14 protein-coding genes and 1 pseudogene are annotated in these 14,124 nt (G+C 71.7%); 12 read left to right on the plus strand and 3 right to left on the minus strand.

All coding sequences use genetic code 11. The features are described 5' to 3' along the window. Window positions 1-8: 8 nt before the first annotated feature. The 6 genes from ACWC97_RS19450 to ACWC97_RS19475 all read left to right on the plus strand — a co-directional run bounded on the left by ACWC97_RS19450 (window position 9) and on the right by ACWC97_RS19475 (window position 5,999). Window positions 9-662 carry an urease accessory protein UreF gene (locus tag ACWC97_RS19450; protein ID WP_450650515.1) on the plus strand — a complete coding sequence of 218 codons (654 nt, stop codon included), beginning with the start codon at window positions 9-11 and terminating at the stop codon, window positions 660-662. 25 nt (window positions 663-687) lie between these two features. Further along, window positions 688-1,413: an urease accessory protein UreG gene (gene ureG, locus ACWC97_RS19455; RefSeq protein WP_450650751.1), complete on the plus strand. Its 726-nt coding sequence runs from the start codon at window positions 688-690 to the stop codon at window positions 1,411-1,413. Then, window positions 1,410-2,198, plus strand: a complete 789-nt coding sequence (locus tag ACWC97_RS19460) for an urease accessory protein UreD (protein ID WP_450650516.1) — start codon at window positions 1,410-1,412, stop codon at window positions 2,196-2,198. The genes ureG and ACWC97_RS19460 overlap by 4 nt, the downstream gene beginning before the upstream one ends. Window positions 2,199-2,524: 326 nt before the next feature. Continuing rightward, on the plus strand, window positions 2,525-3,676 hold the full coding sequence (locus tag ACWC97_RS19465; RefSeq protein WP_450650518.1) for a cytochrome P450: 1,152 nt from the start codon (window positions 2,525-2,527) through the stop codon (window positions 3,674-3,676). Window positions 3,677-3,776: 100 nt separating this feature from the next. Beyond that, window positions 3,777-5,390 (plus strand): carbonic anhydrase, encoded by a 1,614-nt coding sequence (locus ACWC97_RS19470; RefSeq protein WP_450650520.1) that lies wholly within the window; start codon window positions 3,777-3,779, stop codon window positions 5,388-5,390. Between the two features lie 171 nt (window positions 5,391-5,561). Further along, window positions 5,562-5,999: a hypothetical protein gene (locus ACWC97_RS19475; RefSeq protein WP_450650522.1), complete on the plus strand. Its 438-nt coding sequence runs from the start codon at window positions 5,562-5,564 to the stop codon at window positions 5,997-5,999. 133 nt (window positions 6,000-6,132) lie between these two features. Here the strand turns inward: ACWC97_RS19475 and ACWC97_RS19480 are convergent, their stop codons facing one another. Then, window positions 6,133-6,783 (minus strand): helix-turn-helix domain-containing protein, encoded by a 651-nt coding sequence (locus tag ACWC97_RS19480; protein ID WP_450650524.1) that lies wholly within the window; start codon window positions 6,781-6,783, stop codon window positions 6,133-6,135. 151 nt (window positions 6,784-6,934) lie between these two features. Here ACWC97_RS19480 and ACWC97_RS19485 point away from each other — a divergent pair, with 151 nt between their 5' ends. Further along, entirely contained in the window at window positions 6,935-7,921 is a 987-nt protein-coding gene (locus ACWC97_RS19485) for an alpha/beta fold hydrolase (protein ID WP_450650526.1), read from the plus strand. Between the two features lie 96 nt (window positions 7,922-8,017). Here ACWC97_RS19485 and ACWC97_RS19490 read toward each other — a convergent pair whose 3' ends face one another. After that, window positions 8,018-9,190: a hypothetical protein gene (locus tag ACWC97_RS19490; protein ID WP_450650527.1), complete on the minus strand. Its 1,173-nt coding sequence runs from the start codon at window positions 9,188-9,190 to the stop codon at window positions 8,018-8,020. 367 nt (window positions 9,191-9,557) lie between these two features. Further along, a protein-coding gene (locus ACWC97_RS19495) for an IS5 family transposase (protein WP_450650529.1) occupies window positions 9,558-10,366 on the minus strand; the annotation gives its coding sequence in 2 pieces (ribosomal slippage) (window positions 9,558-10,027 and window positions 10,027-10,366; 810 coding nt in all). Window positions 10,367-10,640: 274 nt separating this feature from the next. Here ACWC97_RS19495 and ACWC97_RS19500 point away from each other — a divergent pair. The 5 genes and pseudogenes from ACWC97_RS19500 (at window position 10,641) to ACWC97_RS19520 (ending at window position 14,122) form a co-directional block, all read left to right on the plus strand. Next, window positions 10,641-11,171, plus strand: a complete 531-nt coding sequence (locus tag ACWC97_RS19500) for an ABC transporter substrate-binding protein (protein ID WP_450650531.1) — start codon at window positions 10,641-10,643, stop codon at window positions 11,169-11,171. Between the two features lie 27 nt (window positions 11,172-11,198). Then, window positions 11,199-12,028, plus strand: a protein-coding gene (locus tag ACWC97_RS19505) for an IS5 family transposase (RefSeq protein ID WP_450650753.1) whose coding sequence is annotated in 2 segments (ribosomal slippage) — window positions 11,199-11,540 and window positions 11,543-12,028 — 828 coding nt in all. Because the reading frame shifts where the segments join, the coding sequence is not laid out codon by codon here. Window positions 12,029-12,054: 26 nt separating this feature from the next. Further along, window positions 12,055-12,498 (plus strand): annotated as a pseudogene (locus tag ACWC97_RS19510) (ABC transporter substrate-binding protein); the annotation flags it as partial. Window positions 12,499-12,707: 209 nt separating this feature from the next. Beyond that, entirely contained in the window at window positions 12,708-13,136 is a 429-nt protein-coding gene (locus ACWC97_RS19515; protein ID WP_450650532.1) for a hypothetical protein, read from the plus strand. Continuing rightward, window positions 13,136-14,122, plus strand: coding sequence for an ABC transporter permease (locus tag ACWC97_RS19520; protein WP_450650534.1), 987 nt, complete (start codon window positions 13,136-13,138; stop codon window positions 14,120-14,122). Before ACWC97_RS19515 ends, ACWC97_RS19520 begins: the two co-directional genes overlap by 1 nt. The last annotated feature ends 2 nt before the right edge of the window (window positions 14,123-14,124 follow it).

Below are 14,124 nucleotides of genomic sequence, written 5' to 3' on the forward strand. Positions count from 1 at the left end.
GGTCCCCGGTGAGCACCTCCTCGCTCCTGCTCGCCCTGCTGGGCGATGCCCGGCTCCCCTCCGGCGGGCACACGCAGTCCGCCGGGCTGGAACCGGCGCTGCGGGCCGGCACGGCGCCGGCCCAGGTACCCGCGTATCTGCGCACCAGGCTGCGCACCGTCACCCGTGTGGAGGCGGGGACCGCCGTCGTCGCCCGCGCGGTCGCGGAGAGCGGCGGCGACCTGGCCGATGTCGAGGCCGCCTGGGCGGCGCGGACCCCCAGCCAGGCGCTGAGGGCCAACGGCCGACGTCTGGGACGCGGCTACCTCCGCGTCCTGCAGACGCTCTGGCCCGGCCCCGTCGACGCCCGCGCGCGCACCTGGTCGCGCCCCGTCGTGCTCGGTCTGCTCACCCACCGCGCCGGGATGGACCCGGCCGACCTGGCCCGCCTGGTCGGGTACGACGACGCCCAGACCGTGACGGCGGCCCTGCTCAAACTCGAACCGCAGGACCCGCTGCTGATCACCGCGTGGGTGAGCCAACTCCTCCCCGAGATCGACGAGATGGCCGCCGAGGTCGCCCCTCTCCGCCTCCCCGAACAGATCCCCGCCCAGGGCGCTCCCCTCATCGAGCGCTGGGCCGAGACCCACGACACCACCACAGAGAGGCTCTTCAGTGCCTGAGAACACCACTGCCCCCACCCGTGCCATGCGCCTGGGCGTCGCCGGTCCCGTCGGCACCGGTAAGAGCTCGCTCATCGCGACGTTGTGCCGGGCGCTCTCCGACGAACTGCGCCTGGGCGTCATCACGAACGACATCTACACCGACGAGGACGCGCGCTTCCTCAGGAGCGCCGGGGTTCTGGACCCCGAACGGATCCGCCCGGTGGAGACGGGCGCGTGTCCCCACACGGCGATCCGCGACGACGTGACGGCCAACCTGCTGGCGGCCGAGGACCTGGAGGCCGACTTCGGCCCGCTGGACCTGGTCGTCATCGAGTCCGGCGGCGACAACCTCACCGCGACCTTCTCCCCGGCCCTGGTGGACGCCCAGTTGTTCGTCCTGGACGTCGCGGGCGGCGGTGACGTCGTCCGCAAGGGCGGTCCCGGCATCGCCCGCGCCGACCTGCTCGTGATCAACAAGACCGACCTGGGCGAACACGTCGGCGTGGACGTCGAACGCATGACGCGCGAAGGGCGCGAGGCCCGGCGGGGTTCCCCTGTGGTCGCACTGTCCCGGCACGACGAATCGTCCGTCCGGCTACTGACCGACTGGGTCCGCGACGCCCTCGCGCGCTACCGCACCGGCGAGCACACCCCGGTCGACCCGGGCCCCATGGCCACGCACTTCCACGCCGGGCAGGAGGGCGTGGAACCCCGCCCGCACACCCACGTGCACGGCCAGGATCCGGCGCATGCGGGACAGAACGCGTGACCGGACCGACCCGTCTGAGCGTCGTCCGCACGGGGAGTCGCAGCCGCGTCCACCGCACGACCGGGCATCTGACGGCGCGCATCATGGATCAGGACGCCCATGGTGCCCGGGTGGGCCTGCTCGCCACGCAGGCGCTGCTGCTGTCCGGCGACGACGTCCGCATCGAGGTGGACGTCGCCCCCGGCGCCTGGCTCGACGTGGTGGAGACAACCGGCACGGTCGCGTACGAGGGCGACGCACCGTCGTCGTGGACGATCGACGCCACCGTGGGCGACGGAGCGGTCCTGACCTGGGCGGGAAAGCCGTTCGTGGTCTCGGACGGGATCGCCACCCACCGCGACGCCCGGATCCGGCTGCACGGAACCGGCAGGGTCCTGATGCAGGAGAAGATCGTCCTGGGCCGCGCCGGGCAGACCGGCGGTGACCTCACCACATCCCTGAACGCGACGGACGACACCGGACCGGTGCAGGTGGAGCACCTCGATCTGACCAGGCGGGCCCGCGGCATGCCGGGCGTCCTCGGAAGCCTTCGTTCCATCGACACCGTCACCGCTCTGGGCTGGTCGCCCGAACCGCCCGGCGAACCGGAAGCCGGCACCACCGGGCCGGGCGAGACCTATTTCCGACTGGACCGGGCCGGGGCCGTACTGCGCTGGATCGGAATCGGCCGGTTCCGGGACCGGTTGTGCGATCCCGCCTTCGCCGCCTGGTGCGAGGAAGCCATGCGCGGCCACCGGGACCGGCTCGCCGCCCGAAGCCCGAGCCACGCGGAAGCAGTCGGGTGAAGGGTCAGTGTCGACGTGCCCCGCACCCGATCGTCGAAAGCCGTCCGTGCCACCTCCCGGGACATCCCCGGGGTGCCGCAGCCGAGAGATGCGGCTCCGATGGGGTGTCCCCGCCTTCCGCGGGCACGCGGGACCGCCCCCGTGCGTGACATGGGGGTGCTGGGCACCGGACACCCTCGCGGTCACTCCTCGGGAGTTCCAGCATGACCTCATCAGGGTGGTGTCGTTTGCCTGATGTGAGGTGAGCCCGGCTGTTCCGGGCCGTCGTTGCAGCAGGAACCAGGAGAAACACCGTGCCCGTTCCCCGTACCGTCCCCCTGCATCGGGTGGAATTCCCGACGCCCGGGCCGCCCCGGCTCGTCGAACTGCCGAACGGCGCGCCCGTCTGGCTCGTCACCCGGTACGACGACGTGCACCAGGTACTCACCGATCCCCGTTTCGGGCGCTCACCGGTCCATGAGCCCGGCACGCCGTCCGTCGTGGACAGCCCCAGCCTGCTGGACAGCCGCGAAGCCATCGGCCAGCAGGACGGCGACGCGCACCTGCGCCTGCGGCGCGCGGTGGGCCGGGCCTTCACTCCGCGCTCGGTCGAGCACATGCGACCGTGGGTGGCGGAGGTCGTCGACCATCTGCTCGACGGCCTCACCAAGCAGGGGCCGCCCGCCGATCTCGTCACCGATTTCGCACTGCCCCTGCCCTGCATGGTGATCCACCGGCTGCTGGCCGTGGAAGGCGTCCCCACCGAGCGCCTGCTCATCTGGGCCGAACACGCCTTCGCCGGCCCCTCCGTGACGAAGGAAGCGGGCGACCGTTCCCGGGACGAACTGACGGCGTTCGCCGCCTCGCTGATCACCGAACGGCGCGACGCGCCCGGCGACGACGTGGTCAGCTGCGTCGTCCGGGCGGCCGACGGCGAGGGCGGCATCCCCGAGGCCGCGCTGGTCAATCTGATCGCCACCATGGTGGTCGGCGGTCATGACACCACCATGACCATGCTCAGCAACGCCCTGCTCTATCTGCTGACCGAACAGCCCGCGGCCTGGGCCCGGCTGGCCGCCGACGAGCGGTCCGCCGAGGTCCTGACCGAGCGCCTGCTCCACCTGATTCCCCTCAACGACCACGAGGAAGGCTCCGGCCGCCTCCTCGCCGCCACCGCCGACGTCCGGCTCGGCGGTGCGACGATCCGCGCCGGTGACCTCGTCACGACCGACCGGATCGCCGCCAACCGCGACCCGGCGGCCTTTCCGGGCAGCCCCCACGACAATCTGTTCACCCCCTTGCCGAAGCCCTCGCTCGTCTTCGGCGCGGGTCGGCACTACTGCCTGGGGACCTGGCTCGCCCGCGCCGAACTCCAGCTCGCCCTCCACCGCCTCGCCCGCCGGCTGCCCGCCCTGCGCCTCGCCGTCACCACCGACTCCGTCGTGTGGCGGCGCGGCACCATCAGCCGCAGCCCGCTTCATCTGCCCGCGGTCTGGTGAGGACGGCCGCTCCCGGAGAACCCCGGGCCGGGCGGTGACCCCGGTGCGGACGAGGGCCGCCAGGATCAGGGGCGCCGATCGGTGCTTCTAGACTCCGACGATGATCGAGATCCTCGAAGACCTGGACCTGCTGTCCTGGCCCAGCCTCGACCTCTCCGGCATCGAGGTGAACGGCATTGCCCTCGGGGCTCCGGCCTCCGTCGTTCCACGGCGGCGCCTTGTGGGCGGCATGTCCTCCGTCGTCGTCCGGTATCGCGGGGGGACCGACGCCGAAGGCGAGTACTACGCCGCCGATGGGCGGAGACTGACCCTGGACGAGGTCGTCGACGACGTCGTCCGGTCGGACGGATTCCTCTACGGCACCGACCAGATCAACTACAAGGTGCGCGCCGGATCGGTGGTCGGCATCGCGATCAGCGGCCCGCATCTGGCCCACTTCGCGCACCTGACCTCGTACGAGGAGTTCCTGACGGTGTTCGGCCGACCGGATCGAATGCACGAGAAGGAGGCGTACGGCGACCTCATGAGCTACGAGACGTACTACTGGGGCGCCCGGAAGCATGTGACATGGGACGTCTGGGAGAACCGGGTGAGCTTTGTCAACCTGGGCGACTTCGAGGGGAACAGCGGGGATGTGGGGCACGATCTGACGCCCCGCCTTCTCGCCCGTACGCACCGACGGAAGCGGTCCGGCAGCCGCACCGTCCCCTCGTGCTACGCGTCCGCGAACCAGGGTGCCCTGGGCCCGGTGGGTCGCCGTGCCCGCCCGGTGGGACCGGGTGGGCACGGCGACGGTCAGGTGCCCGTACGTGCCGCAGCCGCCCGTGCCGCCTCCCGGGCCGGTTTCCGTGGGCTGTCCGGAGCAATCCGGCCCGCACCCGCTCGTGCCTGCTGCGACGGCACCACCACCCCGCTCGACCATGGGCCCGGTCGACACGTAGTGACGTGTCCGAGCGACACCGAGGAGAACCGGCCGATGGACAGAACCGGACGCCCGGAACGCAGATCGCTGCTCGCCGGCGGACTCGCGGGCGCCGTGGTCGCGCTCGCGGGGTGCTCATCGACGAGGGCCACCCCGTCGGCGGCCGGCGCTTCGCCGGAAGCGCGGCCCACCACACCCGCCACGGCGTTCGCACGGCTGATGGAAGGCAACAAGCGCTGGGTCGGCGGAGACCTTCAACACCCCGACCGGGATCCGAACCGGCGTCAGCTCGTGGCCCAGGAGCAGGAGCCCTTCGGCTCGGTCCTCTCGTGCATCGACTCCCGGGTGCCGCCCGAGCTCCTCTTCGACACCGGCCTGGGTGACCTCTATGTGATGCGCACCGGTGGGGAGGCGGTCGGCCCGGTGGTCACCGGATCTGTCGAGTACGGGCCCATGACGAGCGGCACCCCTCTCGTCGTGATCCTCGGGCATCAGCGCTGCGGCGCCGTCAAGGCGGCGTACGCGTCCCTTCGTGACGGCAAACCGCTGCCCGGCAATCTGCAGGCGATCGCCGAGGCACTGCGGCCCGCGTACGAACAGGCCGTCCGGGAGGGCGGCGCCAATCCGGTGGAGACCATGGCCCGCGCGCAGGTCACGTTGACCGCGGCCGATCTGCGATCCAACCAGGACCTGGCCCCGCTGGTGAAGAAGGGCGCCCTCGCCGTGGTGGGTGCCTACTACTCGCTCGACACCGGCAAGGTGGAGGTTCTGGCCGGCGCACCGGTCGGATGAGTCGAGCGGCCGACGCCGTCGATTCACCCGCCACGACAACGCCCTGGACGACGGGTCTCGCCGGTACCCGCCCCCGGCGGTGCGGCCCGTTCTTCGTAAGCTGTCCGCGGGTGATCACACGGCCCCGGACACCGGCCACCGCCGCGTGGCCCGGAACGGGGAGGGGCAGAAATGCGGAAAAGGCGGGGTCTCTGGCCGCTCGTCTACTTCCTGATGGGCTGTGCGTGCCTTCCGGTCGCCGTCGTGATGGTGATGGGCACGATCGCGTCGAGGAACGTGGCCGGTCTGATCCCGGTCGTCGCCCTGGGCTTTCCGGGTGTGGTGCTGACGTTCCGGGCACCGGTGTTCGGCGTCCGTTTCGGGCCGGACGGACTGCGGTACTCCGGGCTGCTCAATGCGCGCTCCCACGCGTGGGCGGACATCCGGGAGGTGCGGGTGACCGTCCTGAAGGGCTCGATCTACTGGTCCGACGTCCCGGAGCTGGTACTGGCCTCCGGCGGGACGGACCAGCTGTACATGCTGTCGGGCCACAGCTTCGGGAAGAACCGGAACAAGCGGGTCGCGCGGCTGGTCGCCGAGTTGGAGGCGGCGCGCGCGGCCGCTTCCTGACTCCGGCGGAACATCACAGGAGTGTCCGGCCCGCCCCGACCCGACCGCATGCGACCGTCCGGCGCTCGCATCCCTCCGTCCGAGGACGGCGTCCGTCTCCGCCGTACGGTCGGAACATGCCGTGGGCGCACCGTTACGACTGCTGAGCGGCGTCGGCGGCGCTTCCGTCACCGGTGCCGCGACCGGCGGGCGGAGGGGTGCGCGGTCGCGGGCGTTCTCCCTGCGGACCGAACATGACCAGGTACTCCACCGGTCCGTCGGGGCCGGCGTTCGCGACTCCGTGGGGGGTGCGGGTGTCGAACTCCACCACGTCCCCGGCCGTCAGGACGAGGTCCTGGCCGCCCAGTGCGAGCCACAGCCGTCCGTACAGGACGCACAGCCACTCGAAGCCCTCGTGGGACACCTGCCGGGGCCGTCCGGGCGGCTCCGCGGCGGCGGGCAGGACATGTTTGTGGGCGTGCAGGCCGCCGACGTACCGGGTCAGCGGCACCACCGCTTTCCCGTCGCCGGAGCCGTGCGGCGGTGCGCTGCGGGGCCCGGCCTTGGGGACGGGGGCGGGTGCGGTGCCGGTCAGTTCGTCCAGGGCGACCCCGTACTCCTCCGCCAGCAGGAGCACCACCTCCAGGGTGGGCTTGCGCCGACCGGTCTCGATCCGCGACAGCGTGCTGGGCGAGATGCCCGTCGCGCGGCCGACATCGGCGAGGGTGACGCCGCGGCGCTCACGCACCGCCCTCAGCCGGGGCCCCATCTCCGCCATTGTCCGGGACACGCTGTCGCCCGCCACCGTTCCCCCGATCCGCCGTACCTGTGCGCGGCCCTGTCGCCCGTCCTGTCCTGCAAGCTTGCCAGAATGGCAACGCCGATCGCGCCGAGCGGCCGCCGCGTCGCATGATCGACGGGTACCTGTCGGACACCGGTGAACCGAGGAGACGTCCATGAAGTCCGAGCCGACCGCCCCACTTCGCCACCGCACCGTCGAGGCCCCCGCCGGGCGTCTGCACCTGGTGGAGCAGGGCACTGGCCCGCTGGTCCTGCTCGTGCACGGCTTCCCCGAGTCGTGGTACTCCTGGCGGCGCCAGCTCCCGGCCCTCGCCGCGGCCGGATACCGGGCGGTGGCCATCGACGTACGGGGCTACGGCCGCTCCTCCAGGCCCGCCGCGACCGATGCCTACCGCATGGTCGACCTGGTCGAGGACAACGTCGCCGTCGTGCGCGCCCTCGGCGAGGAGGGCGCGGTGGTCGTCGGCCACGACTGGGGGGCCAACATCGCCGCCGCCTCCGCCCTGCTCCACCCCGAGGTCTTCCGCGCGGTCGGCCTGCTGAGCGTTCCGTACGCACCGCCCGGCGGCCCCCGGCCGTCCGACGTGTTCGGCCAAATCGGTGGCCCCGACCAGGAGTTCTACGTCTCCTACTTCCAGGAGCCCGGCCGTGCCGAGGCCGAGATCGAGCCCGACGTCCGGGGCTGGCTCGCGGGTTTCTACGCGGCCGTGTCCGGCGACACCATGCCGGCCGAGGGCGAGCCCGACCCGCACTTCGTCGCCCCGGGCCACCGGCTGCGCGACCGATTCCCCTCCGGCCCGCGACCGGCCTGGCTGAGCGAGGCGGACCTCGACTTCTACGCCGGGGAGTTCGAGCGCACCGGCCTGACCGGCGCCCTCAACCGCTACCGCAACATGGACCGCGACTGGGAGGACCTCGCACCGTACCGCGGAGCCCCGATCAAGCAGCCCGCCCTGTTCGTCGGCGGCGCGCTGGACGCCTCCACCACCTGGATGGCCGACGCCATCGACGCCTACCCCACCACCCTCCCCGCCCTGTCCTCCTCCCACATCCTGGACGGCTGCGGCCACTGGATCCAGCAGGAACGCCCCGACGAGGTCAACAACCTGCTGACCGACTGGCTCGCCACGGTGCGGGACTGAACCGGGCGCCCCCGCCCTGCCCGGCGCGGCGGGACGGGACGGGGGCCCGCGGTGTGCGGATGTCAGGGACGCGGGGAGGGATTCCGCCCGTCGCAGTCAGCGCTCCTGGAGAAGGGCGACCGCTTCGGCGAAGTCGGCGCGTGCGGGTTCGAAGGATCGTGCCGCGACGAGGAACATCGACCGGTCGATGAGGGCGCGGGCGAGGCGTGCGCGATCACCGGACAGGCGGCGGGCAAGCGCCACCCCCTCGTCGAAGTACGGCGTGAACCGCTCCTCGAACAGGTGGGGGCGGCCGCCTTCGCGGACGGCCGCGCGGACGGTGATCCTGCGCCGGACATCGACCAGTTCGGGCAGCCGACCGTCCTCGCGCAGTCCCGCCGCCTCCGCTTCCAGGCCCGGCAGCATGCCGAGAAAGCCGTCCCGGACGTGAGGCGACCATCCGGTATCCGTACCGAACGGCGGCATCGGGGACTCGGGACTCGCGGCGGGTTCGGCCGCCCTCCCCGACAGGACGAAAAGTGTCTTCCACCAATCGAGGATGCAACTCCAGTTCTCCGGCTCGCCCCTGGTCGCGAGCTCCTCCAGGACACCCAGTGCCTCTCGCCGGGCGGCCGCGGCCCCGGCGCCGTCCCGGGCGGCCTCCCGCATCCGGGAGAAGTGGACCAGCTCCCAGGTGAGTATCGCCAGGGCGGTGCGCTGTTCGGCCACCTTGCGCCGGGTCCCCTCGAGGAGCTCGCGGAAGACGGCCGATGCGGCGTCGTGCAACCCGGCGCCCTCCAGGTTCGCCGCCCACCGGACCATGTTCCGGACGGAGCGCTCCGACAGTCCGCTCCGGACGGCCTTCTCGTCCAGCTCCGCGGCCTCCCTGAAGTTCCCCTCCTCGGCCAGAACGTTCGCCAGGGGCTCGTTCCGGCCGGCCTCGGCCAGTTCTTCACAGACCGCGCGCCCTTCCGCCCTGAGCCCGAGGGCGAACAAGGAGGCCCGGTGGGCATCCAGGGCCCGGCGCAACCGCTCCGCCCGGTTCGGCGCCCCGGCCTCCATCCTGCGCGCGGCCCGGGACGCCTCGGCGGCCAGCGCGAGGTCCACCTTCGGATCCCAGCCCTGGCGCCGCAGCGCGAGCAGGGCATCGACCAGCTTCGGCAGGTACGCCTTCGGACTCACCTCGGCCAGAACCCGGTACGCACCCACCAGCTCGGCCCCACTCGGCCGACCGGACCCCAGCAGCAGAACACGGGCCCGCAGTACCGCGTCGTGATCGATCGTCACCATTCCCCCTGTCTCCGGATGACGTACGAGGGAGATTCTGAGAGCTGGGGGACGGACCGGACAAGGCTCGCGAACTGTGCGTTCCGTCCTACGAAAAACGGCGCTGACCTGTCATGATGGACATGCTCCCGTCCTGAATCCACGAGCGGGACGCCACCTCCGAAGCCCCCAACACCGCTTGTGACGGCCTGATGTCGACCGGTCGGCCACCCAAGTCCCGTACAGCATCACATTGTTGGCCGCCCGGCTGATCGCGACGAGGCGTCCCGTGGTCCTTCGCCGACCCTCCTCGTCGGCCCGTACGCGGCGACACACGTGCCGCGCGGTCGTGGGCCGGTCATTCGCACGGAGCGGGGCCTTACTGATCGTTTCAGAATGAAGTTCGGAGTCGTCTCAAACAGATGATGCTGCAGGCGAGTTGGAGTAGGCCAAGGTGAAGGTCGGCGCGTATCTCGTAGCGGATCCGGAGCCGCTTGAACTGGTGGAGCCAGGCGAATGTGCGCTCGACGACCCAGCGGGTCTTCCCCAGGCCGGAGCCGTGGGCTGTTCCTTTCCGGGCGATCTTCGGTGTGATGCCGCGGGCCCGGAGAAGGCGGCGGTACTTGTCGTAGTCGTAGCCACGGTCGGCGAACAGCCGGCCCGGCCGGTGCCTCGGCCGCCCGCGGACCCCGCGGATGCGGGGTATCGCGTCCAGCAGCGGCATCAGCTGAGTGACGTCGTGACGATTTCCGCTGGTCAGCGAGACGGCGAGCGAGGTGCCGTGCCGGTCGACGATCAGGTGGTGCTTGCCGCCCGGACGGGCGCGGTCGACCGGCGAAGGTCCGGTGTGAGCCCCCCTTCGAGGGCCCGGACATGAGAGCCGTCGACTGCCGCGTCGTCCATGTCCAGCAGGCCCGCGGCCCGCAGCTCGGCCAGCAGTACCTCGTGCAGCTGCGGCCAGACACCGGCCTCGGTCCAGTCCCGCAGCCGACGCCAGGCCGTCACACCGCTGCAGCCGACCTGTTCGGCAGGAACGTCCCGCCAGCTCACGCTCTTGCACAGCACGTAAACGATGCCCCGCAACACAGCCCAGTCATCCGCCGGCAACCGCCCGGGATACCGATGCCGCCGCGGCGGACGAGCAGGCAACAGCGGGGCCACACGCTCCCACAGGTCATCAGGCACAAGATCAGCAGACACCCAACAGATCCTGCCGACACATCACCCAACCGCCAAGACCCACAACGAACTTCATTCTGAAACGATCAGTTAAGCCTCGCCGCGTCCGGTGTTGCCGTGGGCCGGGAATCCTGCGTCCCCGGGAGCACCGACCACCGGGTCCCCGCGTCCGTCTTCGGTGCGGCGCACCATCGGGGGGCCGGTTTTTCGTGCGGTGCGACCAGTCGGAGCCGGTACGGCGCTGCCTACTGTTCCCTCACTCGGCGGCGGAGTGCCGCTCCCTCGGAGGTGGACCATGGGCGGCACCGCAGGCACGGAGACCAGGAACGGAAGGGCCCGCGGGAGCCGGGCGGCGGCAGCGGTCGTCACGGTGCTCGGCCTGGTCGGCACCGCGACCGCGTGCGGCGGCACGTCCGTCGGTGACGGGTCGGCGGTCACGGTGGCCGTCGGGGGTGATCCCGGCAGCCTCAGCCCCACCACGGCACTGGCCAGCACGGCGCTGGCGATGAACTCCTTCGCGTACGACACCCTCGTGCACCTGGACGTCGAGGGTTCGCCGGTGCCGGGAGTGGCCGAGAAGTGGTCCGCGACGACCACCTCGGCGACGTTCACCATCCGTCCCGGGGTCACCTGCGAGGACGGTTCGGCGCTCACCGCCGAGGACGTGGCCGCCGAGTACAACCACATCGCCGACCCGAAGAACCGGTCGCCGCTGCTCGGTCTCTCCGTCCCCGTGACCGCCGTCGCCAAGGCCGACGCGGCGGCCCGGACGGTCACCGTCACCACCACGAAGCCCGCACCGTTCCTAGGCAGTGTCTTCAAATGATCATCACTAGTGGATCATGGTGTCGTGATACGTCGCCATGAACTGTCTGATGCTGAGTGGGAGTTCGTCCGGCCGTTGCTGCCCGAGTCTTTGCGGGGGCGGAAGCGGCTGGACGACCGCAGGGTCCTGAACGGGATCGTGTGGAAGTTTCGGACCGGTACGGCCTGGCGGGACGTGCCCGAGCGCTATGGTCCATGGGCCACGCTGCACACGCGTTTTCGCAGGTGGGCGGCGGACGGGACGTTCGTCCGGATGCTGCGGGCCGCGCAGGGCAAGGCAGACGCGGCGGGCGACATCGAGTGGCTGGTGTCGGTCGATTCCACGATCGTCCGAGCTCACCAGCATGCCGCCGGCGCCCGAAAAGGGGGCTCCGCGACCCGGCCCTCGGCCGGTCCAGAGGCGGCCTGACCAGCAAGATCCACCTGGCCTGCGACGGCCAGGGCCGTCCGCTCGGCTTCGTCGTCACGGGCGGCAACACCAACGACTGCACTCGGTTCACTGCCGTGATGGAAGCGATCCGGGTGCCCCGGACCGGCCCGGGACGGCCCCGCGTCCGGCCCGATCACGTCCTGGGCGACAAGGGCTACAGCTCGAAAGCGATCCGCGCCTGGCTTCGCCGTCGGGGCATCGCCCACACGATCCCCGAGCGAGCCGACCAGGTCCGCAACCGGGCCCGGCGCGGCAGCCGCGGAGGCCGCCCGCCGGCCTTCGACCGCGAGACCTACAAGCACCGCAACGTCGTGGAACGGTGCTTCAACCGCTTGAAGCAGTGGCGCGGGATCGCCACCCGGTACGACAAGACCGCCGAGTCCTACGAGGCAGCCGTCACCCTCGCATCACTCCTGATGTGGGCGTGACATTTTGAAGACACTGCCTAGTGGAGATGGCCCGGCTGCTGCCGCTGGTGTGCGAGGAGAGCCTGGCGAAGCCGGCCGCGCTGGCCCGGACCACCAACGCCAGCGGCCCCTACCGGCTCGCCGAAGCGGTCCCGGGCGACCACTACACCTACGTCAAGCGGGACGGATACGACTGGGGGCCCGGCGGCTCCACCGGGGCGGGCCTGCCCGGCAAGGTGGTGGTCAAGGTGGTGGCCAACGAGTCGACCGCCGCCAACCTCCTGATGGCGGGCCAGATCAATGTCGCCCTCGTCAACGGCGCCGACCAGGACCGGCTGGACGCCGCCAAGGTGAAGTACCGGAGTCTGGAGGCGCTGTTCGGGCAGCTCATGTTCAACCAGGCGGCCGGCCGCCCGACCGCCGACCCCGCGGTGCGCGAGGCCCTGGTCTCCGTACTGGACCTGAAGCAGCTGGGCGATGTCGCCACCGGCGGGAAGGGCGGACACCGACCCGCACGGGCGAGATCGCCCCCACTCCCTGCACCGGCGACACGGTCGGCGGCAACCTCCCCGCCCACGACCCGGCGAAGGCGGCCACCGCACTCACCGAGGCCGGCTGGACGAAGAGCGGCGGCACCTGGGCCAAGGACGGCAGGCCACTCACCATCGGGCTCGACTACGCGACCAACCTGGGCCCGCAGGTGGCCTCGGCGGTCGAGCTGGCCGTCCAGCGGTGGACGTCCTTCGGCGTGCGGGCGACGGCGAAACCCACCGGGTCCGGCAGCATCGTCGGCGTCCTCGGCGGCGGCGACTGGGACATCGCCTGGGCGCCCGTCGGAGTCACGTTTCCGGACCAGCTCACCCAGTTCTACGACGGTCCGCCACCGCCGAAGGGCAACAACTTCGGTTCCGTCGCCAACCCCGACTACCGCCGGCTCGCCGCCGAGGCGGCCGCCAAACCCGGCGCCACCGGCTGCGCCCTGTGGGACGCCGCCGAGGCCGCCCTGGTCAAGCGGGTCGACATCGCGCCGATCGTCAGCAGGGCCAACCGGTACTACGCGAAGGGCGTCACCTTCGAGGTGGACGGCAACGGCATCGTCCCGAGCACCCTGCGCCGGAGCGCCGACTGATGGCGACGGTCACCCCGGACTCCCTGGCGGCGAAGGCCCGCGCCCCCTGGGCCGGATTCGTCCTGCGTCGCACCTGGCGGCTGCTGGTCTCGCTCGCGGCGCTGGTAACGGCCGCGTTCGCGATGATCCATCTGATCCCGGGCGACCCGGTGCGGGCGGCTCTCGGCCCCACCGCCGACCCGGCCCTGGTCCAGGCCCGCAGGCAGGCGCTGGGCCTGGACCAGTCGCTGCCGAAGCAGTACGCCGATTTCGTCGGCAACCTCCTCCAGGGCCGGCTGGGCGAGTCGATCGGCGCCCAGATGCCGGTGTCCGAGATCATCTCCGGCCGGTCCCCGGCCACCTTGCAGATCGCCGTCCCCGCGTTCGTACTGATCCTGCTGATCGCCGTGCCCGTCGGCATGACCGCCGCGGTGCTGACCAGGGACGGCCGCCGGCGGCGCGGCGAACTCGCCTTCACCGGGGTCACCGGACTCCTGGGCGCGGTGCCGGAGTTCCTGCTGGCGGTGGGCCTGGTCGCGGCGTTCGCGGTGGCCTGGCCGCTCTTCCCGGTCGCCTCGCGGGGCGGTCCGGACTCCTACGTACTGCCGGTGCTGGCCCTGACCGTCGTACCGGCGGCCTCGCTGTCGCGCATCGTCCGCGTGGAGACGCTGCGGGTGCTCGGCGAGGACTACATGCGGACCGCGCGGGCGAAGCGGCTCCCGGCCCGGCTGCGCTATCTGCGGCACGCGCTGCCCAACCTGCTGGCCTCCTCGCTCACCCTGGGCGGTCTGATCCTCGGCTCGCTGCTCGCCGGGACCGTTCTGGTCGAGTACGTCTTCGCCTGGCCCGGCCTCGGCACCACGATCGTCCAGGCGATCACCGAGAAGGACTATCCGCTGGTCCAGGGCGTGGTGCTGGTCTACGGGGCGGCCGCGCTGCTGATCACCTTCGTCGTCGACATGGCCGTGGCCGTCGCCGACCCCCACTCCACCGTCCGCGGGAGTTGACG

The sequence above is a fragment of the Streptomyces sp. NPDC001108 genome, assembly GCF_053598535.1.